Below are 24,421 nucleotides of genomic sequence, written 5' to 3' on the forward strand. Positions count from 1 at the left end.
TAAGTGCTGGGGCTACGCCGATCTAACCGTGGCAGTCGGCCACTTCCTGATCCAGATAGACGTCGAACGCGACGTCGCGCGCCCATTTCGCCGTCATCGCCTTCCAGGCGCCGGCGCGGTCCCAGGCCCGCATCTCGTCCGCCAGCAAGGCGCGGCCGGCGGTGTCGCTGGCCGCCAGCAGCCAGACGCGTTCGCGCCGGGTGCCGTCGACGGCCAGCGTGGACGAGAACTTCTTCCACTCCGGGAACCGCACCAGGGGTTCCCAGACCGCGTCGTCCACCAGGCCGATATCGCAATTGCCTTCGCGTACCGCCACCAGCGCGTCGGACGGCACGCGGTACGTGCGCACCACCGCGCCCCAGCTTTCGGCAAGGGCCCGTGATTGGGTCGCGGCTTCGGCCATGCAGACGCTGCGGCCGCGCACGTCGGCGGGCTTGCGCCAGGCCGTGTCGCTGCGGATCAAGGCCTTGGGACGCGCGCCGTATCCGGTCCCCTGCACGGCGACGGCTGGCGGCTGCACGCCGGCCGCATCGGCCAGCACAAGGTCCACCTGACCGGCGGCCAGCGCGGCCGCGGCCTCGCCGGCCGGGACCTGCTGCAACCGCACCGGCAGGCCCAGGCGCTGGCCGAGCTTGTCGGCCATCTGCGCATCCAGGCCGTCCGGCGTGCGGATCTTTGCGCCGGCCGCGGGTGGCGGCGCCAGATACGGCACGCCCACCACCAGTACGCCGCGCGCATGGGCGGCATCGAACCCGGTGCCTTGCGCCTGCGCGACGCCGGCAAGCAACAGGCAGGCAGTTACGGCGGCAAGGCGGATCCGGTGATTCATGCAAGCCTCCGGCGTCTACACGTACTGATAGCGCAGCAGGCGATGCTTGAGGTTCTCAAGCACGAACTGGTCGATCAGCGCGGCCAGCACGGCGATGACCAGGATGTTGGTCATGACGCCCGTCATGTCGGCGATTTCGCCCGAATAAGCCAGCGAACGGCCCAGGCCCTTGCCAAAACCGATCAGCATTTCCGCCGAGATCAGCGCGCGCCACGCGTTGCCGAACGCCAATTGCGCCCCCGTGATCAGTTCAGGCATCACGGCCGGCAGATACACGCGCTTGACCAGCCCCCAGCGCGTGGCGCCCATGACGCGCGCCGCGGAAACGTGCACGCGTTGCACGGATTCGGTGGCGTTCATCACGCTGAGTGCGGCCGGGAAGAACGCCGACAGCGCGACCACGACGATGATCGGCGTATTGCCGAACCCCATCACGATCAGGAACAACGGCACCCAGGCGATTGACGGGATCGACTGCAGGATGACGATGGCGCTGCGCAGCACTTCGCGAAAGAAGAACAGCACCGCGGCCACCAGGCCGAAGCCGATGCCCGCCGTCAGCGCCAGGCCGTAGCCCGCGCCCAAGCGGCCGAGCGTGCCCAGCAGGCTTTGATGGAACGATTGCTTGCCCAGGTCTTCGAACAGGCGTTCGACCACCGCGGGCACGCCCGGCATCAGGAAATCAGGCAGCGCGAATGCGGCCAGCTGCCACAAGGCAAGAATGAACAGGACGCCCAAAACGCCCGCAAGATGCTTGCGGGCGCCGGTCACTCGGGTAGACGAGCTCAAAGTTTGCGCGCCTCTTGCCAGGACAGGTCGACGATGCTGGACACGTCATACGGCTTGCCGTCGCGCGTTTTCAGCGATCCCTGAGCTTGCAGGATATCGGCGATCTCCTGCATGCGCGCCGTGTCCTTGCCGGTCAGCTTGGGCGTGAACACCTGCGTGCTGATGGCTTCGGCGATGACCGTCTCGCGCGGCAGTTCGCCGCGATGCAAGGTCTTGAGCGTGGGTTCGGCGATGAAGTAGGAGGCGATCAGCTTGGAGGCTTGCGCGGGTTCTTTCTGCAGCAGCGTGATGGCCTGGTTTTGCGCGTCCAGCGCCTTCCAGACGTCATCCTTGCGTTTGGCCAGCGTTTCGCCCGAGGTGATCACGACCATGCACGGGAACGGCCAGGCCTGGCCCACTTCGTAGATCTGCTTGACGGGCGCCACCAGTTGCGCGATGCGGTCGTAGGGTTCGAACAGGAAGGCCGCGTCCACGCGCTTGCCCACCAGCGATTGCACCGCCACCGCCGGGCTCACGCCCATGACGTTGACATCGTCCGGGCCCAGGTTGCCTTGCTTGAGCACGACGCCCTTCAGCACGACGTCGGCAGTGCTGCCTTCGGCTTGCGAGGCCAGCGTCTTGCCCTTCAGGCCGGCGATGTCCTTGATGCCGGAATCATCGCGCACGATCAGCGAGTGATAGCCCTGCTGCGCGCCGCCCACGACTTTCAGGTCGGCGCCCTTCGACGCCCAGGCCACCGCGTTGGTGAAGCCCAGCACGCCGATATCCAGCTGGCCGCCGACGATCGCCTTGATCAGGTCGGTACCCGACTTGAACTCGATCAGTTCCGAATCCAGGCCCGCGTTCTTGTAGAAGCCGCCCTCTTGCGCCACGATCGCCTGCGCGTCGTCCATCACGCGCAAGTAGCCCACGCGGAATTTTTCGGCGGCCATTGCGGGGGCCGCCGCCAGCAGTGCCGCGGCCAGCGGCAAGGTCAACCATTGCTTCAATTTCATGAGAGGAGCTCCAGGGAATTCAAGATGGGCAGCGCTGCGGCGCTGCCCGGTATGGAAATGCCGGTCAGGCGGCCAGGGCCAGGTCGGGGTGCGCCTGCGAACCATCCACCGCGATGCCCAGCAGACGCAGGATCTCGCGCTTTTCAGCGGCCAGATCCGACAGGTCGTGGGTTTTCGCACGGTGCGCCAGATTGAACTCGCGCAGCACGCGCGCGGGGCGCGGGCTGAAGACGACGATGCGGTCGGCCAGGAACAGGGCTTCGTCCACATCGTGCGTGACGAGCAGCACGGTGGGCTTCTCTTGGGCGATCAACTGGCGCAGCACGTCTTGCAGGCTCAGCCGGGTCAGCGCATCCAGCGCGCCGAAGGGCTCGTCCATCAGCATCGTCTTGGGCTGCGCGATGAAGGCGCGCGCCAGCGCGGCGCGTTGGCGCATGCCGCCCGACACCTGATGGGGATAGTAGTGTTCAAAGCCGCCCAGGCTGACGCGCTCAAGCCAGTGGCGGGCCGCCTCGCGGGCGCGCTTCTTGGGCGTGTTCTGGAATTCCAGCGCCAGCGCCACGTTGTCTTCCAGCGTCAGCCAGGGATACAGCGCGTGTTCCTGGAACACGAGCGTGCGGCTGGGGTGCGGGCCGCCGACGGCCTGCCCATCGGCCAGCACGCTGCCTTGCGTGGGCTTTTCCAGGCCGGCCGCCAAATGCAGCAGCGTGGATTTGCCGCAGCCCGACGGGCCGACCAGGGCGACCAGTTCACCGGTCTTGATTTCGCTGGTAAAGCCATCCACGACAGGCAGCTCGCCGAAGTGCTTGTGGACGTGATCGAAGGTCAGGTTCATGGAACGAATCGTGGGCGCGCGTGGGAACGAGGCCTAATCTAACAATTCGTTATATGAATTCAAACGATCAATATCGAATGTCTTAACTGCTTCCGGTTATATGTGAGGCCCAATCAGACTTATGCCGTCATCCGTTTCCGGTCGGCGTGGCGCTGCAGGCCGAACGCGATCATGCAGCCGGCGAGCACGGCGGCGGCGGCCGCCAGGAAGATGGACGGATAGCCGTAGCCGCTGGAGATGTAGCCGGCGATCGGCCCCGTCACGCCCAAGGCCAGATCCAGAAACGCCGAGTAGGCTCCCAACGCCGCGCCCCGGCTGCCGGCCGGCACGCGCGCCACCGCTTCCACCCCGATCGCCGGGAACACGAGCGCGAAGCCGCAGCCCGTCAATGCCGCACCCAGCAACGCGGCAGCGGGGTTGGGCGCCAGCCACAGCAGCAACAGCCCCGCTGCCTCCACCAGGAAGGAGACTTGCGCCACGCGGAAGCCGCCAAAACGCGTGATGGTGCCTGCGAACAGCAGGCGCACGCCGATAAACGCGCCGCCGAAGGCGCTGAGCGCATGCGCCGCGCCGTCCCAGGAGAAGCTGGCGTAGTACAGCGCCACGAACGCCGCCAACGTGCCGAAGCCCACCGATCCCAGTCCCAGCGCCATGCCGTGCGGGAAGACGCGCAGCACCACGCTCTTGAACGCCATCCGGTGGCCGCCCACGATCGCCACGGCGGCGCGCGATGCCGCCATCCCCAGCCCGATCAGCCCCAGCAGCAGCACCATGCCGCCCAGCGCGCCCATGCTCCATTTGGTTTCCAGCTGGACGCCCAGCGGCGCGCCCAGCGCCAGGCCGCCGTACGTGCAGATGCCGTTCCACGAGATGACGCGGGCGGTATGCAACGGGCCGACCCGCGCGATCGCCCAGGTGGCCGACCCCGTGCCGACCCAGCTTTCGCCGAATCCCAGCGCCAGCCGGCTGACGAGGATGGCGGTCAGGCTCAGCCAGCCGCTGCGCTCGAAGGCGTAGGCCAGCAGCAGGAAAACGCCGCTGGCCGCGCACGCGATCATGCCGATCACGACCGTCTGCTTGGGGCCGACCGTGTCGGCCATGCGGCCCGCGTGCGAACGACTGAGCAGCGTCGCCACGTACTGCACGCTGATGGCCAGGCCGGCCAGCACCGAGCCGTAGCCCAGATTGCCATGGACGTAGCCCGGCAGTACGGCCAGCGGCAGGCCGATGGCCAGATAGCAGATGAAGGTGAAGACCGCGATGGAAACGATGCGCGCCGTCAGCGCGAAGGACCCGATGGGCGCGCCATCGGGCAAGGTGTGGGGTGTGGGGGACATGACAACCGGTAGGTAGCCCGGCGCCAGGAATGCCAGGGTTTACCCGATGATATCCCAGGGAGGATTGCGGCTGGCTGAATGCCGGCCAGCCGCTGCCCCGGTCATGCCCGTGATACGGATGTCGAATCGCAAGCACGAAAAACGATATTGGACTTCGCTCCGGCGGCTTATTACCTTGAAGCCACGCATAACGGGGCCCACCCCGATCGGAGCGATATGGAACGAGACAACAACGCCGTCGCGCCGCCGCGCGGCGCCCTGTCCCATCTGAAGGTCCTGGATTTGACGCGCGTGCTGGCGGGGCCGTGGGCCACCCAGACGCTGGCCGACATGGGTGCGGACGTCATCAAGATCGAGCGGCCGCAAGCGGGCGATGACACGCGCGCCTGGGGGCCGCCGTTCCTGGTGGGGGCCGATGGCCAAGAGACCCGGGATTCGTCCTATTTTCTTAGCGCCAACCGGGGCAAGCGCTCAGTGACGGTGGACCTTGCCACGCCCGAAGGGCAAGCGCTGATCCGCGACCTGGCCCGCGATTCGGACGTGCTGGTCGAGAACTACAAGGTGGGCACGCTGGCGCGTTACGGGCTGGACTACGCCAGCCTGCGCGAGATCAACCCGCGCCTGGTCTATTGCTCGGTGACCGGCTTCGGCCAGGATGGCCCTTACGCGCCCCTGCCCGGCTACGACTTCGTGTTCCAGGGCATGGGCGGGCTGATGAGCATCACCGGCGAACCCGAGCGGGAACCGATGAAATCCGGCATCGCGATCTCCGACCTGTTGACCGGCGTCTATACCAGCACGGCGATCCTGGCCGCGCTGGAACACCGCCATGTCAGCGGCGAAGGCCAGCATATCGACATGGCGTTGCTGGATTGCGTGGTGACGATTTCGTCGTATCAGGCCATCAACTACTTCCTGTCGGGCAAGGTGCCGCAGCGCATGGGCAATGCCCATTCCAACATGGTGCCCTACCAGGTGTTCGCCTGCCGCGAAGGGTCCGTGATCGTCGCGGTGGGCAATGACGGCCAGTACCGCGCCTTCTGCGCCGCGATCGGATGCCCCGCCCTAGCCGCGGACGAGCGCTATGCCACGGCCGCTCAGCGCAACCGGAACCGCGACACGCTGATTCCGCCCATCGCGCAGGCCATGCTGGCGCGGCCGATGCGGGAATGGGTGGACGTGCTGCAGGCGGCCGGCGTGCCCTGCGGCCCGATATACGACATCGAACAGGTGTTCCAGGACCCGCACGTGCGCCACCGCGGCATGCAGCTGTCGCTGCCGCATGCCTCCGGCGTGCCGACGCCGGCGGTGGCCAACCCGATCCGCATGAGCGCCACGCCCCTGCGTTACGAGCGCGCCGCGCCCGAGCTGGGCCAGCACACCGAAGACGTGCTGCGCGACCGACTGGGCCTGAGCGCATCCCGCATCGCCGAGCTGAAAGCCCAAGGCGTCGTATGAACGCCCGCGCCGAAAAAGGAGACAAGACCATGCGAACTTTCATGGCCACCGCGCGCGGCGCCTCATTGCTGCCCGCTTGCGTGCCCGCTTTGCTGGCCGCGCTGCTGTCCGTCCTGCCGGCCGCGCCGTCCCTCGCCCAGGAAGCCCCCGTCCGGTTCGTCGTGCCCTACCCGCCGGGCGGCGCCGCCGATCAGATCGCGCGGCTGGTCGCCCAGGAAATGGGCAAGGCCGGCGGCGCGCCCATCATCATCGAGAACAAGCCGGGCGCGGCGGGCATGATCGCCGCCGACCATGTGGCCCGCGCCAAGCCGGACGGCAAGACCTTCTTCGTGGGGTCCAACGCCCCGCTGGTGGTCAATCAGGCCCTGTACGCCAAGATGACCTACGACCCGGCCCGGGACTTCGTGCCCGTATCCGGCATGGCCAAATCGCCGCTGCTGCTGGTGGTACGCCACGATCTGCCGGCGGCGGACGTCAAGGCCCTGATCGCGCTGGGCCGGCAAGCGCCGGGCAAGCTGACGATGGGGTCGGCCGGCACCGGCAATATCACCTACCTGGCCGGCGAATACGCCGTCAGCAAGCTGGGGTTCCAGGTCACCCACGTGCCCTACCAGGGCAGCGCGCCGGCCATCGTGGGCTTGATGGGCAGCAGCACCGACATGATGTTCGACGCCCTGCCCTCGTGCATGGCGCAGGCGCAAGCCGGCAAGATCCGCCCGTTCGCCGTGCTGGACGACAAGCGCTTCGCCGGCCTGCCCGACGTGCCAACCGCCGCGGAGCTGGGCTACGCCGGCATCGACGCCAGCGCCTGGTTCGGCCTGGTGGCGCCCGCCGGCACCCCGGCCGCGATCGTCGAACGCGTGAACCAGGAGGTCAACCGTGCGCTGGGGCAAGCGGACCTGCAGCGCAAGCTGACCGCGATCGGCGCAGTGTCCATGCCCGGCGACGCGGGCGTCTTCGCCGCGTTCGTGCAAGCCGAGCGCGACCGCTGGCTGCCCGTCGCCCGCGACCTCGGCCTGAAAGCGCAATAGGCCACAGGCCGACGTCCCCAAACCCCGACATCACGGAGCCTCATCCCATGGCATTGAACATCACGCGCCACGGCGCGACGGCGGTCCTCAGCATGGACCGGCCCGGCCAGCGCAACGCGCTCAGCATGGAAATGCGCGAGGCGTTCGACCTTGCGCTGCGCAACGTGCGCGACGACGATTCCGTGAAGGCGGTCGTGCTGACCGGCTCGGGCGGCCATTTCTGCGCGGGCGGAGACATCAAATCGATCTCGCGGGCACTGGCCGAAGGCCGCGACGGGTTCGAAGGCCGCGACCGCATCCGGCACATCCAGCGCTGGTTCGACATGCTGGCGGACCTGGAAAAACCCGTCATCTGCGCGGTGGACGGCGCAGCCTTCGGCGCGGGCCTGTCGCTGGCGCTCTGCGCCGACTACGTCATCGCGCAACGCAGCGCGACGTTCTGCGCGGTGTTCGCGCGCATCGGCTATGTGCCCGACCTGTTGGGCATGTACCTGCTGCCGCGCGCCGTGGGCCTGGCGCGCGCCAAGGAACTGGTCTTCACCGCCCGCGTCTGCGATGCCGACGAAGCGCTGCGGCTGGGGCTGGTCCAAGAGGTCTGCGACAACGCGCTGGAACGCGCCATCGAGATGGCCGCGCGCCTGCACGCCGCGCCCACACAGGCCCTCGGCCTGGCCAAAACCGTCATGAACCGCAGCTTCGAATCCACGCGCGAGTCGGTCTACGCCCAGGAGGCGATGGCGCAGGCCATCTGCCGCGACAGCGCCTTCCACCGCGAAGCCGCCCGCCGCTTCGTCGACAAGCAACCTGCCCTCTACCAGTGGGACTGACGAACAATGCCGGCATCACGCGCACGGCCATGATCGAAAAGATGCCCGTGGACGCGTGGCAGGAGGATATCGACGTGCACGCCTCGTCGTACGTGACGGGGCAACACCTGTACGCCAATGGCGGAATGACGATCGGAAGCTAGGCCGTCGCCTGCCGCGAAGGCGGCGGGCAACGGCTCAGGGGGCCGGAATCAGGCCTCGATGCCGCGCGATTCCAGGTAGTCTTCATAGCCGCCGCGGTAGTCGATGATCTCGCCCGAGGGCAGGATTTCGATCACGCGGGTGGCCAGGCCCGACACGAATTCGCGGTCGTGCGATACGAAGACCAGCGTGCCTTCATACTTTTCCAACGCGAACTGCAGCGATTCGATCGACTCCATGTCCAAGTGGTTGGTCGGCTCGTCCAGCAGCATGACGTTGTGCCGGCCCAGCATCAGGCGGCCGAAGGTCATGCGGTTCTTTTCGCCGCCGGACAGCACCTTGGGCGCCTTGGGCAAATCGTCCGCCGAGAACAGCAGGCGGCCCAGCACCGAACGGATCGACTGGTCGTCGTCGCCGGGCTGGCGATGGTCGCCCATCCAGTCCAGCAGGTTGATGTCGGTTTGCAGGAACTGGTCCGACACGTCCTGCGCCATGTAGCCCAGGTCGGCGTTGTCGGACCACTTCACCGAACCGGAGTCCGGCTGCAGTTCAGTGGCCAGCAGGCGCAGCAAGGTGGTCTTGCCCACGCCGTTCGCGCCGATGATGGCGATTTTTTCGCCGGCATCGACCATCGCCGAGAACTTGGTGATCACCGGCGCGTCGTACGCCTTGGTCAGGTTCTCGATCGTGACGGCCAGGCGGTGCATGACCTTGTTCTGCTCGAACCGGATGTACGGGTTCTGGCGCGACGACGGCTTGACCACGACCTGGTCGGCCTTGATGCGGTCGATCTGCTTCAAGCGCGAGGTGGCCTGGCGCGACTTGGACTTGTTGGCGGCGAAGCGGCGGACGAAGTCCTGCAGTTCGGCGACGCGTTCCTTGGCCTTGGCGTTATTGGACACCAGGCGCTCGCGGGCCTGCGTCGAGGCCAGCATGTAGTCGTCGTAGTTGCCGGCGTAGATGCGGATCTCGCCGTAGTCCACGTCGGCCATGTGCGTGCACACCTGGTTCAGGAAGTGGCGGTCGTGGCTGATGATGATCATCGTGCTCTGGTAGCCGTTGAGCACGTTCTCCAACCAGCGGATGGTGTTGATATCCAGGTTGTTGGTCGGTTCGTCCAGCAGCAGGACGTCGGGGTTCGAGAACAGCGCCTGCGCCAGCAGCACGCGCAGCTTCCAGCCCGGGGCGACTTCGCGCATGGGCAGGTTGTGCAGGTCCACGGCGATTTCCAGGCCCAACAGCAGTTCGCCGGCGCGCGCTTCGGCCGTGTAGCCGTCGTACTCGGCGAACTTGGCCTCCAGGTCGGCGGCGCGCATGTAGTCGTCTTCGGTCGCTTCCGGGTTCGCGTAGATCGCGTCGCGCTCGGACATGGCGGCCCACATTTCGGTGTGGCCCATCATGACGACGTCCAGCACGCGCAGGTCTTCGAACGCGAACTGGTCCTGGCGCAGCTTGCCCAGGCGCACACCCGGCTCAAGCGAGACGTTGCCGCCGGACGATTCGAGATCGCCGCCGATGATCTTCATGAACGTAGACTTACCGGACCCATTGGCCCCGATCAGCCCGTACCGGTTGCCTTCCCCGAACTTGACGCTGACGTTCTCGAAAAGGGGCTTGGGACCGAACTGGATGGTGAGATTGGCTGTGGATATCACGGTGTGTTTTAGAGGCTAAAAGCGTCTGGGACGCGTGCGGGAAACCTGACATTGTACCAAGCCCGCTTGACGGCCGCCCTGCCCCACGCTTGGCGCCCCCGCAATCCGCCTCGGAGGCCGGACCGGGAGCGATCTTCACGCCGCCCAGGCGCCTGCCTACACGCTGCTACCGGTTGACGTCGATGACGTACCTGCCGCGATTGCCGCCCGCCATCATTCTTGCGGCAAGCTCCGGCACCTGTCCCAAGCCAGCCGTCATCACGATGTCGGCGAACGGCGTATCGCCGTACACCCGCCCCAGCCGCTCCCAGGCCTCGCGGCGCCGCGCAACCGGACACATCACCGAATCCACGCCCAGCAGGCGGACGCCGCGCAGGATGAAGGGCATGACCGTGGCAGGCAAGTCGACGCCGCCGGCCAGGCCGCAAGCCGCGACCGCGCCACCGTACTCCGTCGAGGCCAGCACCCGTGCCAGCACGGCCGATCCCACCGTGTCCACCGCGCCGGCCCAGCGCTGGTTCTCCAGGGGTTTGGAAGCCTGCGCCCACTCCGCGCCCGCAAGCACTTCGGACGCGCCCAACGAAATCAGATAGGGATGCACGGCCTCGCGCCCGGGCTGCACCAGCGCCGCGACCCGGTATCCCAGGCGTGCCAGGAGCGCCACCGCCACGCTGCCGACCCCGCCGGACGCGCCGGTCACCAGCACCGTGCCGCTTCCTGGACCGATACCCGCGGCTTCCAGTTCCATGACGCATAGCATGGCGGTCAAACCTGCCGTGCCGATAGCCATGGCCTTGAAGCTGTCCAGGCCCGGCGCCAGGGGCACCAGCCATTCCGATTTGACGCGCTGCACCTGGGCATAGCCGCCCCAATAGCGCTCGCCGACACTCCAGCCGGTCAGCACCACCGGCGTTCCGACCGGATAATCCGCCGCAGCGGACTCAAGCACGGTACCGGCCAGATCGATCCCGGGCACCATGGGAAAGTCGCGCACGATCCTGCCCGTGCCGGTTACGGCCATCGCATCCTTGTAGTTCAGGCTGGAATAATCGACCTTGACCGTCACGTCGCCGTCAGGCAACTGGGCGATGCTCAACTCCTGCGGATGGCACTGCGTCTTGCCGTCCTCCTGCGTCAGCACCAAGGCCTTGAATGGGTGGTCATGCTTCATGCTGCGTTCCTTTGTAGTTGGTTGGGAGTCAGTCCACTCGGCTGCCCGAGAGCTGCACGAGTTCGCCCCAGCTGCGGTATTCCTGGCGCAAGAGCTGCGAGAATTCCTCCGGCGTATCGACGCGCGCGAACGCGCCGATGGCCTTCAGCGACTGGGCCAGCGCCGGCGTGGCGACCGCATCGCGGATTTCCTGGTTCATGCGCCGCACGACCGGCTGGGGCGTCCCTTTCGGAAACAGCATCCCCAGCCAGGGATTGGCCTGGAAGCCGGGGTAGCCCGCTTCGGCGAAAGTCGGCGTATCCGGCAGCATGGGCAGGCGCTGGCTCGCGCCCACCGCCAGGGCCTTCAGGCGACCGGACTGGATATGCGGCAAGGTCACCGCCACCGTGTCCAGTCCGATCGCGACGTTGCCGGCGATCATGTCGGTCATGGCTTTGGCGCTGCCCTGATACGGGATATGCGTCAGCTGCAGCTTGGCCTCGCGCTCCAGCATCACCATGCCCAGGTGCGACAGGGTACCGTTGCCCGACGAGGAGAAATTCAACGCGCCGGGATGGCGCTGCGCGTACTCCCGCAAGCTCGCCACGTCGCTGAAGGGCTGGGCGGCATTGGCCACCAGCACCATGGGCAGGTCCGCCACCAGGCCGACGGGTTCGAAGTCCCGCAAAGTGTCGTAGCCGGTCGATCTGTAAAGGTGCGGATTGCTGACCAGCGACGCGGTCGCCGACAACATCATGGTGTAGCCGTCGGGCGCCGCCTTGGCCAACGCCGCCAGCGCGATGCTGCCGCCCTGCCCGGGCCGATTCTCCACGATCACGGGCTGGTTCAATCTGGCCGATAGCCTCTCGGCCAGCAGCCGCGCCACGGCGTCCGTCGCCTGGCCGGGCGGGAAGCCCACCAGCAGCTTGACCGGCTTGGCGGGCCACTCGGGCCCGGCCTGCGCCGGCGCCGCCGCGATCAGGCCCGCCGCCAACATCCACCCTGCTGTTCTTGCGCGCATCGTCGTCTCCTCCTGGTGGCGCCCGGAGCCTGTCTCGAGGCGGCTCCGTGGCTATTCGAATCCTGCCTAGATCACGCCCTGCTCCCGCAGGGCTGCCTGCTGCTCGCCGCTGATGCCCAGCGCGCCCAACACCTCCGCGTTGTGCTGCCCCAGGCTGGGGCCGGCGTGATGCACCGCGCCCGGCGTCGCCGAGAACCTGGGCACCACGCTTTGCATCCGTACCGGCCCCAACTCTTCATCCTGCACCGAGACAATGCCCTGGCGGGCTGCGATATGCGGATCGCGGAAAATGTCGGCAATGTCATAGATCGGGCTGAAGCCGACCGAGTGCGCGTCAAGCAAGGCCCCCAGTTCGGCCAGCGTATGGCGCGCGATCGCCGCAGCCACCAGGGCGTCCAGCGCCTCGCGGTTGCGCACCCGGTCTGGATTTGTCAGGTAGCGCGGATCCTGCGCCACGCCGTCCAATTCCAGCGCCACGCACAAGCGTTCGAAGATGCGCTGCGTCGATGCCGCGATCGAGGCCCAATGACCGTCGCGGGTCCGATAGACGTTGCCTGGCGCGGCGTACTGGCTGCTGTTGCCCAGCCGGCCGCGGACGATGCCCAACTGGTCGTATTCGATGGGCAGGAAGTCCATGACCCGGAACATCGACTCCATCAGCGAACAATCGATCTCCTGGCCCTGCCCCAGCGGCGCGGCTTTTTCGCGGTACAAGGCGGCGACGATGCCCAGCGCCCCAAACAGGCCAGCCACCGCATCCGCAATGGGAAAGCCCATGTGCAGGGGCCGGCCATCCGGTTCGCCGCAGATATTGGTCAGTCCGCTCATGGCTTCGAACACGCGGGCGAACCCCGGCTTGTTGCGGTACGGGCCGGTCTGGCCGAATCCGGTCACGCGCAGGATGGTCAACGCCGGGTTCTGCTGGCGCAGCCACTCTCCCGGCATGCCCCAGCCGTCCAGCGTTCCGGGACGGAAATTCTCTACCAGCACATCGAAATCCGGCAGCAGGCGCGCCACGATGTCGCGGCCTTCGGCGGTGCGCAGATCCACCGAAATACCCTTCTTGTTGCGGTTCGCGACTTTCCACCACAGCGGCACGCCATCCTTGTGCGGCGCCAGTGCGCGCAAGGGGTCGCCCGGCCCCGGAATCTCCACCTTCAGCACGTCGGCACCCAGGTCCGCCAGCAGCGTCGCGGCCCAGGGGCCGGCCACCACGGTGGACAGGTCAAGGATACGCACGCCTTTCAGCGGCCCCGCATTTTCCTCGAAACTCATCTGCTGATTCCCCTGTTTCCAGCCGGACCTGTCCGGCGGGCACCGCCATGCGTACGCATCAAGTTGGGGGAATTCTGTGCTGAAATCTGCCCATCCGGAATGGGCATTTTTGATAAAGCAGTTATCTCCAATCGAGATGGGACGCAGCCATGGACCTGAATAACCTGAGGGTATTCACCCGCATCGCAGAAGCCGGCAGCCTGACCCGGGCGGCCGCAGCCCTGGGCATCGCGCAGTCCGCGTTGAGCCGCCAACTGTCCGAGCTGGAACAGGAGTTCGGCGGCAGGCTGTTCTTTCGCACGGGACGCGGGGTGCTCTTGACCGAACTGGGCGAAAGCCTGATCCCGCGCGCCCAGGCTTTGCTGCTGGAGGCCGACCAGTTGCTGGAGGAAGCGCAGGCCGCCCAGCGCAAGCCTGCGGGCATCGTCAACCTGGGGGTGATTCCATCGCTGTCGCAGCCGCTCATCGGCATGCTGCTGACCTACACGCAGGCACGCTATCCGGGCATCCGGCTGCGGGTATTCGAGGGTTACAGCGGGGAGATCGAAGCCTGGCTGGCCAACGGCAAGATCGACATCGGCATCTACAACCGGTACCGCGCCGCGTCCACCCGCCCGCAAGAGGTCCTGTTCGAAACCGAAATGAAATTGGTGACCAGCGCCGGCTCGGCGGTGGCCGCAAGCCGCCAACTTCGCCTGGCCGATCTGGCCGCGGTGCCGCTGGCCCTGCCCGTACGTCCGAACTCCTTGCGCGCGGTGCTGGACAGCCTGACCTTGCGCGCCGGCATCGAACTGAATGTGGTGCTGGAAGCCGACTCCGGCGTCGTCATCAAGGACGCGATCCTGCGTGGCGGCCTGCACAGCATCCTGCCCAGCCACGCGGTATCAACGGAACTGGCGGACGGCACCCTGGTTGCGATCCGCCTGGCAGAGCCCGCTGTCCGCCAGACGGTGCTGATGGATCTCAGCCGCCAGCGCCCCGCCACCGCTGCCACCCGACTGCTGTTCAAGGCCTTGCCGGATCTTGCGCGAGAGGTCGTGGCGGGCACGCCCGCGGGCAAGCCGCGCCGGCCGCTTGCGGCGTCCCGCAGCCGCTGAGGCCGCGCAACGCTGCGCGCCTCAGTGCGTGTGCTCGTCCAGCACCAGGTGGGCCATGCCCTTCTCAGTGGCCAGGCCCACCTTCTGTCCGATCGGCAGGGTCGCCTTGGTCGCGACGTGGCCATACGGCAGGCCCGTCACCACCGGCACCTTGACAGTCTTGCGCAGCCAGGCCACCACTTCATGCAGGTCGTAGCCCTTATCGTGCGGCGCCAGCTTGTAATCCGAGAAGCGGCCCAGCACGATCGCCTTCTGCTTGGCCAGCACACCGGCCTGCCACAGCTGGGTCAGCATGCGTTCGATGCGGTAAGGATGCTCGGCCACGTCTTCCAGGAACAGGATGCCGCCGCGGATCTTCGGAAAGTACGGCGTGCCCAGCAGCGACGTCAGCATGGCCAGGTTGCCGCCCCACAGGATGCCGCGGGCATCGACCGCGTCGGCGTCCTGCGTTTCGAAGCTCAGGATTTCGAGTTCGCCGCGCATGACTTCGCCGAACAGCGCGTCGGTCAGGTCATCGACCTTCTTGCCGCCGAAGTCCGCCACGGCGGTGGCACCGGTGTAGCTGACGGCGCCGGTCTGCGCCAGCAGGCCCAGGTTGAACGCGGTGAAGTCGCTCATGCCGACGAAACGCTTGCCGCTGTCGGCCATCGCCTTCCAGTCGATCTGATGCAGCAGCCGGCCAATGCCGTAGCCGCCGCGCGTCACCATCACGATGGGCAGCTTTTGCTTGGCCGCGCGCGTCAGGCTGGCCAGACGCTGCGCGTCGGTGCCGGCGAAGCGTTGGTGCTCGGCGAAGGCGGTGCGGTCGATGGCGGTCTTGAAGCCCTGCTGCTGCAGGCGTTCGCACGCGAGTTCGACCGTGGCCGGGTCCCGCACGGCCGAGGACGGCGAGATCAGGTAGATGCCGCGGGCATCCGGCAGCGTGTGGCTGTGGCTGTGGTCGTGGCCGCAATCGTCGTCGCAGGCGGGGCCGTGGCCATGCCCGTGATCGTGGGCGGCTGCCGCCTTCGCTGCGGTCTGGGTTGCTGTTTTAGTTGCGGTCTTTGCCGCCGTTCTTGCAGCGGCTTTCGTGCCCGCCTTGGCGGCTTTGGGGGTGTTCATGCTAGGGATTCCTTGGCGCGGCGTTCACGGAAGAACCGGCGCAGCAAATCGCCGCAAGGTTCCGCCAGCACGCCGCCGGTGACTGAAGTGTGATGATTGAGTTTCGGGACCAATCCGACGTCCAGCACGCTGCCGCAGGCGCCGGTCTTGGGGTCGTAGGCGCCGAACACGACGCGCGCCAGCCGCGCGTGCAGCATGGCGCCGATGCACATGACGCAAGGCTCCAGCGTCACATACACGGTGATGCCGGGCAGGCGGTAGTTCTCGACCTGGCGCGCGGCGCCGCGCAGGGCGACGATTTCTGCGTGGGCCGTGGGATCGTGGTCGATGATGGTGCGGTTGTAGCCGCGTCCCAGGATCTCGCCCTTGGCGGACACGACCAGCGCGCCCACGGGCACTTCGCCGATGTCATAAGCGGCCTGGGCCTGTTCCAGCGCCAGGCGGATGTAGCGGGCGTCTTCTTCGGTCCAGGGCGGCACGACCGCAAGCGGATCGGCCTCAACCACGATACACCCGGGACTTCAGGGCGATGCGCCCGGCAAGGCTGGTCACGGCCTCTTCCAGCCATTGGTACAGCTCGGCCTGCTCGTCGTAGCGGGCCTGGTTCAAGTTGGACACCCGCCCTTCTTCGATGAAGCCCCAGGCGCGGCTGCGCTTGTCGCGGTGCTTCGGGTCCCAGACGCCAAAGGCGAAGCCGCCGGCCTTGCGGATCAATGAAAAGCACGGGATGTCGGTGTAGCCGTCGCCGACGAACACCATCTGGTCGAACGGCACGCGCAGCCGGTCTTCGGGCACCTTGCGGTTGACCTCGAAGGGCTTGTTGCGGAAGTCGCGCCCGATGATGCCTTTCTGGATGTGGAACAGATAGCGTGTCTTGTCGGTGAAGCTGACGATGCGGCGCGGGAACGTGATGCCGCCGTCTTCGCCATAGACGAATTCGGAGGCCCAGATTTCGGTGAATTCCTGCGCGATGGGGGTGGACCGCACCACGTCGCCGATGCCGCTTGAGATCAGGTAGAACTCCAGTTGCACCTGCGGCTGCTCGGCCCGCACCGCCGCCCGCAGGCGCTGGAACAGAGTCGGCACGCCGGCATGCAGTTCCAGGCGCGAACCCCATTCCTGCAAACGCTGCTGCGTAATGAGCCCATGCGTGCCTGCCTGGGACAGCTGGATCATCTTGTACAGGTAGGCCGGCACCGGATCCCAGTCCTGCGTGGAGAGCAGCGGATCCACCTCGTCCTTCCAGAACGAGGCCGTGTCCACGCCGATGCTTTCCAGGAAACCGGACGTGCTGTCCGAAGCCAGCGTGTCGTCGAAATCGAAAATCAGGGCGATGACGTCGGACATGAGATGCGTGAATAAAGGACGGGATAAGGGCGGGAAAAGCGCAACAGCCGCCATTTTGCCTGATTGTGGCGGCGGCTGTGCGTCCTGCCCGGCCCTACCCGGCCATTATTGGCGCATCGGCGCGTTCATGGTGCCGGTGGCCGGCGCGGGGGCCATGCTCGGCGCGGGGGCCATGCCCGGCGCCGGCGCCGTGGTGGCCGGCGGGACGGTGCCGGCCGGCACCTGGATCACCGTTTCACGCAGCACCCCGCCGCCCTGGACGCTGCCACGCACGTTGGTGGGCGACGTCATCTGGGTCAGGCAGTCCTGGCGCGAGCCCGCAGGCAGACGGTTGCAACGGTCGACCATGTTCTGCTGATGCTGGTCGGTGGAGCCTTCCTTCAGGTTCTGGCGATTGGCTTCATCGCGCGCCGCGCCGGCTTCGCGCATGCACGTCGTGCGGTCCTGGTTGGTATTGCCGCTTTTGCACTTCGCCACGTCTTGGTCGTACTGGGACTGGATGGCGGCGCGGCCGATCGCATCTGCCGCGTGGACCGCACCCGCGGCCAACATCAAGCCCGCGGCGCAAAGGGTCGCTGCTAGGCGTTTGGTATGCATGGGTCGTACGTTCATGGCCAGCTCCTTGAAAAGAATTGAACCGTAAGCGGCCAAGACCACCTGCCCGTCCTGGCGCTTGCTTGCGACCACTATCCCACGATGCGGCGCCGGGGACATGTCCAGCAACTTGAATTCGTAAGGTTACGTATCAAGGGCCCCCACGCTTCGCACACTATCGTGTGCTTGCTGCCCCCCGAGGGGGCGCTTTTTGTCTTGGGGCGGCCCGGCGACAAAAAATGCCCCCACGCTTCGCACACTATCGTGTGCTTGCTGCCCCCCGAGGGGGCGCTTTTTGTCTTGGGGCGGCCCGGCGACAAAAAACAGGGTCGCTTGGCCTTGTCCTTAATGCTTGCCGCGGTGCAGCATGGCGTGGCGCATTCACATGCGGTGTCGCTTGTTACCGCCGTTAGCGGGCATCCAGGTCCGCATCGGCCTGGGTCAGCCGGTTGCGGTAGGTGGCCGCGCGCATCAGCAACATGGCCGTGACGGGCGACGACACGACCAGCAGCAGCGTGATGATCACTTCATGGAACACCGGCCGCGCCGACAAGGCCGAGAACACCAGGATGGATGCCGCCAGCACGCAGCCGCATCCCAGGGTGTTGCCCAGCGTCGGCGCATGGATGCGCGCATAGAACGTGCGGAACCGCAGCAGGCCGGCCGAGCCGGTCAGCGCCAGCAGGCCGGCCAGCACCAGCAGGATGCAGGCCGGGATGCCGGCCCACAGAGGGATGGCGGTTTCGATCATGGCTCGATCACCTCGCCGCGCAACAGGAAGCGGGCCATCGCGGTGGACCCCACGAAGCCGAACAGCGCGATCAGCAGCGCGATGTCGAAATAAAGCGAGGCCCCGGAACGGATGCCGAACACCAGCATGACGAGCATGCCGTTGATGTACAGCGTGTCCAACGCCAGGACGCGGTCCTGCGCAGTGGGGCCGCGCAAGAGCCGGATGGCGGCAAACACCATGCCCAGCGCGAAGCACACCAGGGCAAACGAGGCCGCCCAATACAGTGCGGTATTCATGGTCATTCGAACATCTCCATCAACGGGCGCTCGTAGCGCTCCTGCACGAGCTTGATCCAGTCGTCTTCATTCTGGAGGTCCAGCACGTGCAGCTTCAGGCGGTAGTCCGGCGTCAGGTCGACCCAGACCGTGCCCGGGGTATAGGTGACGATGCAGGCCAGCATCGCCAGGCCGTGCGGATCGCGCATGGTCAGCGGGATCATGATGAAGCCGGGCGAGAACTCGTTCGGCCGCGGGTTCAGGATCAGCTTGCCCACGGCGATATTGGACTTGATGATGTCCGCCGTGACGTGCAGGAACAGCGGCACCGCCTTCCACAGCCGGCGCGGTCGCGCATGCAGCGGACGCAGCCGCGAGGCGGCCCACGTGAACCACAGCGCCAGCGCCGCCCCCAGCGCGATCTGGCCGGCGGACAGGCTTTCGTTCAGCACCAGCCACAGGACGAACAGGAAAACGGGCAGGAAAAGGAAGTAAAGGCGGCGCATCAGCTTCCTCCCTTGACGCCGCGCACCGTCTGCGCGGACATGACGGCGTCGATGTACGACTTGGGTTGGTCCAGCGAACGCGCGGCGTCGTCCAGGTAAGCCGACACCGGGCCGGCGCCCGCGGCCAGGCCGACGCACAGCAACAGCAGCACGGCCACCGGCCCCGCTTCGATCACGCGCAGGCGCGGCGTACTGCGGTCGTCGCTGGCCCAGAACACGCGGATGCCGGTGCGGCCCAGGCCCACCAGGCCGGCCAGGCCCGATATCAGCACCGCAGCCACGAGGATCCACGCGTCCAGCGGCGGCGCGGATTCGGTGGCGGCGGACACGGCCGCCGACAACAGCGAAAACTTGGCCACGAAGCCCGATAGGGGCGGCAGGCCTGTCACCAGCAGCGCGCAGCAGATGAAGGCCAGGCCCAGGAAGGCCATCGCCGCCGGAATCGCCACGCCGACCACGTCGTCGGACCGGTTCACCGACGCCGGGTCGTCCAGGTCGAAGGCGTCCAGCGTCACGGCCAGCACGTTGGCGCCGAAACTGCGCGTGCGCTCGATCAATTCGGCCAGCATGAAGAACGCGCCCGTCGTCAGCACGGAGCTGATCAGGTAGAACAGCGCGGGGCCCGTCAGGGTCACGCCGGGCATGCCCAGCGCGGTCAGCAGCGTACCTGCCGACACGATGACGCAATAGCCCACCATCTTCTCCAGCTGCTGCGTCGCCAGCAGGCCCAACGCGCCGAACAGCAGCGTGGCCAGGCCCGCCGCGAACATCCAGTCCAGGCTGAAGGCCGCCGGCGCGCCGGACGGCAGCAGCAGCGACCCGATGCGCAGCAGCGCATAGATGCCGACCTTCGTCATGATGGAGAACATGGCCGCGATCGGCGCGCCGGCCGACCCATAGCCCTTCACCAGCCAGAAGTTCAGCGGCCAGGCGCCCGCCTTCACCAGGAACGCCACGCCCAGGATCGCGGCGCCGGCTTCGAACAGCATGCGCTCGGCGCCCGTCAGGTTGCCGGCGCGCATGGCCAGATCCGCCATGTTCAACGTGCCGGTCACGCCATAGATCAGCGCGATGCTGATCAGCAGCAGGAACGACGCCACCAGGTTCACGGCGATGTATTGCAGGCCCGCGCTGACGCGCGCCACGCCCGAGCCGTGCAGCAGCAGGCCATATGACGCCGCCAGCAGCACCTCGAAGAACACGAACAGGTTGAACAGGTCGCCCGTCAAGAAAGCGCCATTCAGGCCCATCAGCAGGAACTGGAACAGCGAATGGAAGTGGACGCCCGCGCGGTCCCAGCGGGCCAGCGCATAGGTCAGCGTGGCCAGACCCAGCACGGCGGTCAGCGTCAGCATGACGGCGGCCAGCCGGTCCACGACCAGCACGATGCCGAACGGCGCGGGCCAGTCGCCCACCAGATAGACGCCTACGCCATCGGACCAGACGCCGGGCACGCCGCCGCCGGCCACCACCAGCAGCGCGATCGCGGCAGCCAGCTGGGCCAGGGTGGCGACCACCGAAATCGTGCCCCGCGTGTAGCGGCTGGTGTCGGCCAGCAACAGCATCGCCGCGCCCGCAAGCAGCGGCGTGATGATAGGCAATACAGGAAGGTGTTGAAGCCAGAAACTCAAGATTGGGACTCCCGTCCATCAACGTGGTCGGTGCCCGTGAGGCCGCGCGAAGCCAGCAGCACGACCAGGAACAGCGCCGTGGTGGCGAAGCCGATGACGATGGCCGTCAGCACCAGTGCTTGCGGCAGCGGGTCGGCGTACCAGGAAGGGTCATGCGCCGTGGCGGGGTCCACCACCGGTGGACGGCCGGAGGTAAGCCGGCCCATGCCGAAGATGAAGAGGTTCACCGCGTAGGAAACCAGCGACAGGCCCATGATGAATTGGAACGTTCGCGGCCGCAGCAGCAGCCACACGCCCGAACCCGCCAACACGCCGATCGCGACGGCATAGATCAATTCCATCAGGCTTCCCCTGTTTGTGCGGCGGCCGCCTGGATCTCGGCGGCGGCCTTGCGTTGCGCGCGCAGCGATTGGTGGGCCAGCGCCACCAGCACCAGCACGGTGGAGCCCACGACCAGCATGTACACGCCCAGGTCGAACAGCAGCACGCTGGACAGGTGCACGTGGCCGATCAGCGGCAATGCCACATCCCAGGCCAGCGCGGCCAGGAACGGCTTGTACGCCAGCCACGCGGTGACCGCCGCGATGCCGGCGGCCAGCAGGCCGATCCCGATCCAGTTCTGCGGGTTGAGGCGGCTGCGCGACTCCACCCAGTACACGCCGCCCACCATGTATTGCAGGATGACGGCCGTGGCGAATATCAGCCCGCCGACGAAACCGCCGCCAGGCTGGTTGTGGCCGCGCAGCAGGAAATACACCGAGATCAGCGCGGCGGTGGGCAGCAAGAGGCGCACCAGCACCGTCGGCACCATCATCGATCCTTCCGGCACCAGCGACTTGATGTCGGGCGCGGGCGGCACGCCGCCGTCCTGGTCCTTCTGCTGGCGCGGCAGGTCGGCGCTTTCGGCGGCCGGACGGAAGCGGCGCAGCAGCGCGTAGACCGTCAAGGCCACGATGCCCAGCACCGTGATCTCGCCAAAGGTATCGAAGCCGCGGAAGTCCACCAGGATCACGTTCACCACGTTGGTGCCGCCGCCGTCGGGCAGCGCGCGATCCACGAAATAGGAAGAAATCGTATCGCCTTGCGGACGCACCATCACCGCATAGGCCAGCGCCGCCATGCCGGTGCCGGCGGCCGTGGCCATCAACAAATCTCGGAAACGGCGGCCACGTGCGCGCAGCGTGGCCTTGAGGGTTTCTTCTTCGTCCCGCACGATCCGCCGGGGTAGCCAGCGCAAGCCCAGCAGCAGCAGCACCACGGTGACCACTTCAACCGACAGCTGCGTCAGCGCCAAGTCGGGCGCCGAAAACCACACGAAGGTCAGACACGTGATCAGGCCCGCGCCGCCCGCCAATGCCAGCGACGCCAGGCGGTGGTACTTGGCCTGGTAGGCCGCGCCCACCGCGCAGGCCCCGCCCACCAGCCACAACAGCGCGAAAGCGGGGTCGACCGGCGTCATGCGGCCCGTGCCTTCCAGCCACCCGCCTGCGCGCAGCGGCAGCCAGGCCACGAACAAGGTGCCCAGCACGATCAGCAGCATCTGCACCTGCAGGCGCGACGACCCCACCCAGCGCAGCAGCCAGGCGGCGGCCACGCTGGAGCCGTCCAGCAGCGCCTCGAAGGTGCGGCGGCCGTCCAGGCGGTAGATGAACGGCACCCGGCCCGGGTTGGCGCGCTGGTGCGCGCGCAGCGCCAGGTACAACAGCACCCCGGCGGCGGTGGCGACCAGGCTCATCACCAGCGGCAGGTTCAGGCCATGCCAGACGGCCAGGCTGTACTCGGGCATGTTGTTGCCCAGGATGCTTTGCGCCGCAGTCGCCAGGAACGGACCGACCGTCAGGCCGGGCAGGACGCCCACCAGCAGGCACATGAACACCAGCAGCGCACTGGGGAACAGCATCCAGCGCGGCGGTTCGTGCGGGGCGCGCGGCAGGTCGGTGGCTGGCGGGCCGAAGAACACTTGCAGGATGAAGCGCAGCGAGTAGGCCACGCTGAATGCGCCCGCGATGGTGGCCATCAGCGGCAGGCCGATCTGCGTCAAGCGGTCGCCGCTGACGAAGGTGGTCTCGGCGAAGAACATTTCTTTGGACAGGAAGCCGTTCAGCAGCGGCACCCCGGCCATCGACGCCGCCGCCACCATCGCCAGGGTGGCGGTGATGGGCATGGCCTTGTACAGGCCGGACAACCGGCTCAGGTCGCGGGTGCCGGTTTCGTGGTCGACAACCCCCGCCGCCATGAAGAGAGACGCCTTGAAGGTGGCGTGGTTGATCATGTGGAAGATGGCGGCCACCAGCGCCAGTTCGCTGTTCAGCCCCAGCAGCAGCGTGATCAGGCCCAGATGGCTGATCGTGGAATATGCCAGCACGCCCTTCATGTCCTGCTGGAAGATGGCGGCATAGGCCCCCAGCACCAGGGTGATCAGCCCCGCCCCGCCGATGATCCAGAACCACTCGTCGGTGCCCGACAGCACCGGCCAGAAGCGCGCCAGCAGGAACACCCCGGCCTTCACCATGGTGGCCGAGTGCAGGTAGGCGGACACCGGCGTGGGCGCCGCCATGGCGTTGGGCAGCCAGAAATGGAACGGAAATTGCGCGCTTTTGGTCAGCGCGCCCAGCGCCACCAGCACCAGCACGGCCGGATACCAGGGGTCGGCGCGCACGAGGTCGCCGGCGGCCAGCACGCGGTCCATGTCGTAGCTGCCGACGATATGGCCCAGGATCAGCACGCCGGCCAGCAGGCAGAGCCCGCCGCCGCCGGTCACCGTCAACGCCATGCGCGCGCCACGGCGGGCGTCCAGGCGGTGATGCCAATAGGCGATCAGCATGAACGACGCCAAGCTGGTCATTTCCCAGAACATCACCAGCTGAATCAGGTTGCCCGACAGCACCACGCCCAGCATGGCGGCCATGAAGGCCTGGAAAAACGAGAAGAAGCGCGGCACCGGGTCTTCCGGCGACATGTAATAGCGCGCATACAGGACCACCAGCGCGCCCATGCCCGAGACGATCAGGGCGAACAGCCAGGCGTAGCCGTCCATGCGCAGGGTGAATTGCAGGCCCAGGGCGGGCGCCCACGGCATGTCGAACCGGACCACGCCGCCGTTGGCGACTTCCGGGTACAGGCTGGCAATCAGAACCACACAGGCCAGGGCGATCAGGCCGGCCAACCACGCCTCGGCATTACGGGCGTTGGAAGGCAGCAGCGCGGCGCACAGGCTGCCGGCAAACGGCAGAGCGAGGATCAGGATCAGCGACATGGCGTTCCGAGAATGTCCGGGCCCCCTCCCGCCGGCACATGGCAGCGAGAGACGAAACAGACCGGGGATTGAAAAACGGACGGAACCCTGGCCCGGTGCGTCGCTGCACTACACGTTGCCCCGCGGGGACATCAACCAACGCCCCATTGAACGGCGCAGACAGAAACAAACGCAATAGCTTTCTTGCAAGACCGGGCAAGAATCTCATCCGAAAAATATCAGATTCTTGTAAGTTATGCAGAGATTTATGCGTGAAACCGTCTAATGACAGCATGATGACTGCGCAATGATTGCGCAATGACAGGGAATCGCAAATTGTTCATCTCATTGTCAGGCTTGGCTTTTTCGGCTATCTGACGCCATTTTCAGACATTGATCCGTCACTGAAAAATATTTTTCGCCTTGGGGCAGGGAGAATCCTGAGTTGACCGTAGGGGAATTCCTGTGTGGAATTGCGCCCACGAAGCGTTGGCAAAGCCAGCATCCCGGCAACGCGCGCTTCACCGACGCCGGCCCAAGAAGCCGGCCGGCTCGGAAC

24 protein-coding genes are annotated in these 24,421 nt (G+C 66.8%); 5 read left to right on the forward strand and 19 right to left on the reverse strand.

The features are described from left to right. Window positions 1–22: 22 nt before the first annotated feature. The 5 genes from A9973_RS08410 to A9973_RS08430 form a co-directional block, all read right to left on the reverse strand. A complete protein-coding gene (locus A9973_RS08410; protein WP_183013324.1) occupies window positions 23–829 on the reverse strand; it encodes a transporter substrate-binding domain-containing protein in 807 nt (268 codons plus the stop codon). A gap of 15 nt (window positions 830–844) precedes the next feature. Continuing rightward, window positions 845–1,618 carry an ABC transporter permease gene (locus A9973_RS08415; RefSeq protein ID WP_175172654.1) on the reverse strand — a complete coding sequence of 258 codons (774 nt, stop codon included), beginning with the start codon at window positions 1,616–1,618 and terminating at the stop codon, window positions 845–847. Next, window positions 1,615–2,613, reverse strand: coding sequence for an ABC transporter substrate-binding protein (locus A9973_RS08420; RefSeq protein WP_183013325.1), 999 nt, complete (start codon window positions 2,611–2,613; stop codon window positions 1,615–1,617). Before A9973_RS08420 ends, A9973_RS08415 begins: the two co-directional genes overlap by 4 nt. Window positions 2,614–2,677: 64 nt before the next feature. Beyond that, complete coding sequence (locus A9973_RS08425; RefSeq protein ID WP_183013326.1) at window positions 2,678–3,448, reverse strand: ABC transporter ATP-binding protein; 771 nt, start codon at window positions 3,446–3,448, stop codon at window positions 2,678–2,680. Window positions 3,449–3,567: 119 nt separating this feature from the next. Continuing rightward, window positions 3,568–4,785, reverse strand: coding sequence for an MFS transporter (locus A9973_RS08430; protein WP_183013327.1), 1,218 nt, complete (start codon window positions 4,783–4,785; stop codon window positions 3,568–3,570). A 216-nt stretch (window positions 4,786–5,001) separates the two neighbouring features. On the opposite strand from A9973_RS08430, the gene A9973_RS08435 reads away from it, so the two are divergent. From A9973_RS08435 to A9973_RS08450, 4 genes are read left to right on the forward strand one after another with little or no spacing between them, the layout of a single operon-like run. After that, on the forward strand, window positions 5,002–6,243 hold the full coding sequence (locus tag A9973_RS08435; protein WP_183013328.1) for a CaiB/BaiF CoA-transferase family protein: 1,242 nt from the start codon (window positions 5,002–5,004) through the stop codon (window positions 6,241–6,243). Window positions 6,244–6,272: 29 nt separating this feature from the next. After that, window positions 6,273–7,274 (forward strand): tripartite tricarboxylate transporter substrate binding protein, encoded by a 1,002-nt coding sequence (locus A9973_RS08440; RefSeq protein ID WP_255469088.1) that lies wholly within the window; start codon window positions 6,273–6,275, stop codon window positions 7,272–7,274. Window positions 7,275–7,321: 47 nt separating this feature from the next. Further along, window positions 7,322–8,101, forward strand: a complete 780-nt coding sequence (locus tag A9973_RS08445; protein ID WP_183013329.1) for an enoyl-CoA hydratase/isomerase family protein — start codon at window positions 7,322–7,324, stop codon at window positions 8,099–8,101. After that, entirely contained in the window at window positions 8,092–8,244 is a 153-nt protein-coding gene (locus tag A9973_RS08450) for a hypothetical protein (RefSeq protein WP_183013330.1), read from the forward strand. Before A9973_RS08445 ends, A9973_RS08450 begins: the two co-directional genes overlap by 10 nt. Before the next feature lie 48 nt (window positions 8,245–8,292). Here the strand turns inward: A9973_RS08450 and A9973_RS08455 are convergent, their stop codons facing one another. From A9973_RS08455 to A9973_RS08470, 4 genes are all read right to left on the reverse strand, one after another. Beyond that, window positions 8,293–9,897, reverse strand: a complete 1,605-nt coding sequence (locus A9973_RS08455; RefSeq protein WP_183013331.1) for an ABC-F family ATPase — start codon at window positions 9,895–9,897, stop codon at window positions 8,293–8,295. 166 nt (window positions 9,898–10,063) lie between these two features. Continuing rightward, the gene (locus A9973_RS08460; protein ID WP_183013332.1) at window positions 10,064–11,068 is read right to left on the reverse strand and encodes an MDR family oxidoreductase; all 1,005 of its coding nucleotides are present in this window, start codon (window positions 11,066–11,068) and stop codon (window positions 10,064–10,066) included. Window positions 11,069–11,096: 28 nt separating this feature from the next. Continuing rightward, window positions 11,097–12,068 carry a tripartite tricarboxylate transporter substrate binding protein gene (locus A9973_RS08465; protein ID WP_183013333.1) on the reverse strand — a complete coding sequence of 324 codons (972 nt, stop codon included), beginning with the start codon at window positions 12,066–12,068 and terminating at the stop codon, window positions 11,097–11,099. A 66-nt stretch (window positions 12,069–12,134) separates the two neighbouring features. Further along, on the reverse strand, window positions 12,135–13,343 hold the full coding sequence (locus tag A9973_RS08470) for a CaiB/BaiF CoA-transferase family protein (RefSeq protein ID WP_183013334.1): 1,209 nt from the start codon (window positions 13,341–13,343) through the stop codon (window positions 12,135–12,137). 149 nt (window positions 13,344–13,492) lie between these two features. On the opposite strand from A9973_RS08470, the gene A9973_RS08475 reads away from it, so the two are divergent. Then, window positions 13,493–14,440, forward strand: coding sequence for a LysR family transcriptional regulator (locus A9973_RS08475; protein WP_183013335.1), 948 nt, complete (start codon window positions 13,493–13,495; stop codon window positions 14,438–14,440). A gap of 21 nt (window positions 14,441–14,461) precedes the next feature. Here the strand turns inward: A9973_RS08475 and A9973_RS08480 are convergent, their stop codons facing one another. The 10 genes from A9973_RS08480 to A9973_RS08525 form a co-directional block, all read right to left on the reverse strand. After that, window positions 14,462–15,541 (reverse strand): LD-carboxypeptidase, encoded by a 1,080-nt coding sequence (locus tag A9973_RS08480; RefSeq protein ID WP_183013336.1) that lies wholly within the window; start codon window positions 15,539–15,541, stop codon window positions 14,462–14,464. After that, complete coding sequence (tadA, locus tag A9973_RS08485; protein ID WP_183013337.1) at window positions 15,538–16,047, reverse strand: tRNA adenosine(34) deaminase TadA; 510 nt, start codon at window positions 16,045–16,047, stop codon at window positions 15,538–15,540. The genes A9973_RS08480 and tadA overlap by 4 nt, the downstream gene beginning before the upstream one ends. Beyond that, the gene (locus A9973_RS08490) at window positions 16,040–16,888 is read right to left on the reverse strand and encodes an HAD family hydrolase (protein WP_183013338.1); all 849 of its coding nucleotides are present in this window, start codon (window positions 16,886–16,888) and stop codon (window positions 16,040–16,042) included. The genes tadA and A9973_RS08490 overlap by 8 nt, the downstream gene beginning before the upstream one ends. Before the next feature lie 105 nt (window positions 16,889–16,993). Further along, window positions 16,994–17,500: a hypothetical protein gene (locus tag A9973_RS08495; RefSeq protein ID WP_255469089.1), complete on the reverse strand. Its 507-nt coding sequence runs from the start codon at window positions 17,498–17,500 to the stop codon at window positions 16,994–16,996. Between the two features lie 391 nt (window positions 17,501–17,891). Then, entirely contained in the window at window positions 17,892–18,233 is a 342-nt protein-coding gene (mnhG, locus tag A9973_RS08500) for a monovalent cation/H(+) antiporter subunit G (protein ID WP_183013339.1), read from the reverse strand. Beyond that, complete coding sequence (locus A9973_RS08505) at window positions 18,230–18,511, reverse strand: K+/H+ antiporter subunit F (RefSeq protein WP_105556871.1); 282 nt, start codon at window positions 18,509–18,511, stop codon at window positions 18,230–18,232. The genes mnhG and A9973_RS08505 overlap by 4 nt, the downstream gene beginning before the upstream one ends. Before the next feature lie 2 nt (window positions 18,512–18,513). Then, entirely contained in the window at window positions 18,514–18,996 is a 483-nt protein-coding gene (locus A9973_RS08510; RefSeq protein ID WP_183013340.1) for a Na+/H+ antiporter subunit E, read from the reverse strand. Next, complete coding sequence (locus A9973_RS08515; protein WP_183013341.1) at window positions 18,996–20,627, reverse strand: monovalent cation/H+ antiporter subunit D; 1,632 nt, start codon at window positions 20,625–20,627, stop codon at window positions 18,996–18,998. The genes A9973_RS08510 and A9973_RS08515 overlap by 1 nt, the downstream gene beginning before the upstream one ends. Then, window positions 20,624–20,968, reverse strand: coding sequence for a Na+/H+ antiporter subunit C (locus A9973_RS08520; protein WP_183013342.1), 345 nt, complete (start codon window positions 20,966–20,968; stop codon window positions 20,624–20,626). The genes A9973_RS08515 and A9973_RS08520 overlap by 4 nt, the downstream gene beginning before the upstream one ends. Beyond that, entirely contained in the window at window positions 20,968–23,883 is a 2,916-nt protein-coding gene (locus A9973_RS08525; protein WP_183013343.1) for a monovalent cation/H+ antiporter subunit A, read from the reverse strand. Before A9973_RS08525 ends, A9973_RS08520 begins: the two co-directional genes overlap by 1 nt. Between the last annotated feature and the right edge of the window lie 538 nt (window positions 23,884–24,421).

The sequence above is a fragment of the Achromobacter sp. UMC46 genome, from assembly GCF_014170335.1.
Classification (GTDB): domain Bacteria; phylum Pseudomonadota; class Gammaproteobacteria; order Burkholderiales; family Burkholderiaceae_B; genus Achromobacter.

Excerpts from the sequence above, each read along its gene's own strand:
- A9973_RS08410 (WP_183013324.1), bottom strand. The coding sequence starts at position 829 with ATGAATCACCGGATCCGCCTTGCCGCCGTAACTGCCTGCCTGTTGCTT.
- A9973_RS08420 (WP_183013325.1), bottom strand. The coding sequence starts at position 2,613 with ATGAAATTGAAGCAATGGTTGACCTTGCCGCTGGCCGCGGCACTGCTG.
- A9973_RS08425 (WP_183013326.1), bottom strand. The coding sequence starts at position 3,448 with ATGAACCTGACCTTCGATCACGTCCACAAGCACTTCGGCGAGCTGCCT.
- A9973_RS08430 (WP_183013327.1), bottom strand. The coding sequence starts at position 4,785 with ATGTCCCCCACACCCCACACCTTGCCCGATGGCGCGCCCATCGGGTCC.
- A9973_RS08435 (WP_183013328.1), top strand. The coding sequence starts at position 5,002 with ATGGAACGAGACAACAACGCCGTCGCGCCGCCGCGCGGCGCCCTGTCC.
- A9973_RS08440 (WP_255469088.1), top strand. The coding sequence starts at position 6,273 with ATGCGAACTTTCATGGCCACCGCGCGCGGCGCCTCATTGCTGCCCGCT.
- A9973_RS08445 (WP_183013329.1), top strand. The coding sequence starts at position 7,322 with ATGGCATTGAACATCACGCGCCACGGCGCGACGGCGGTCCTCAGCATG.
- A9973_RS08460 (WP_183013332.1), bottom strand. The coding sequence starts at position 11,068 with ATGAAGCATGACCACCCATTCAAGGCCTTGGTGCTGACGCAGGAGGAC.
- A9973_RS08465 (WP_183013333.1), bottom strand. The coding sequence starts at position 12,068 with ATGCGCGCAAGAACAGCAGGGTGGATGTTGGCGGCGGGCCTGATCGCG.
- A9973_RS08470 (WP_183013334.1), bottom strand. The coding sequence starts at position 13,343 with ATGAGTTTCGAGGAAAATGCGGGGCCGCTGAAAGGCGTGCGTATCCTT.
- A9973_RS08475 (WP_183013335.1), top strand. The coding sequence starts at position 13,493 with ATGGACCTGAATAACCTGAGGGTATTCACCCGCATCGCAGAAGCCGGC.
- A9973_RS08480 (WP_183013336.1), bottom strand. The coding sequence starts at position 15,541 with ATGAACACCCCCAAAGCCGCCAAGGCGGGCACGAAAGCCGCTGCAAGA.
- A9973_RS08490 (WP_183013338.1), bottom strand. The coding sequence starts at position 16,888 with ATGTCCGACGTCATCGCCCTGATTTTCGATTTCGACGACACGCTGGCT.
- A9973_RS08495 (WP_255469089.1), bottom strand. The coding sequence starts at position 17,500 with ATGAACGTACGACCCATGCATACCAAACGCCTAGCAGCGACCCTTTGC.
- mnhG (WP_183013339.1), bottom strand. The coding sequence starts at position 18,233 with ATGATCGAAACCGCCATCCCTCTGTGGGCCGGCATCCCGGCCTGCATC.
- A9973_RS08505 (WP_105556871.1), bottom strand. The coding sequence starts at position 18,511 with ATGAATACCGCACTGTATTGGGCGGCCTCGTTTGCCCTGGTGTGCTTC.
- A9973_RS08510 (WP_183013340.1), bottom strand. The coding sequence starts at position 18,996 with ATGCGCCGCCTTTACTTCCTTTTCCTGCCCGTTTTCCTGTTCGTCCTG.
- A9973_RS08520 (WP_183013342.1), bottom strand. The coding sequence starts at position 20,968 with ATGGAATTGATCTATGCCGTCGCGATCGGCGTGTTGGCGGGTTCGGGC.
- A9973_RS08525 (WP_183013343.1), bottom strand. The coding sequence starts at position 23,883 with ATGTCGCTGATCCTGATCCTCGCTCTGCCGTTTGCCGGCAGCCTGTGC.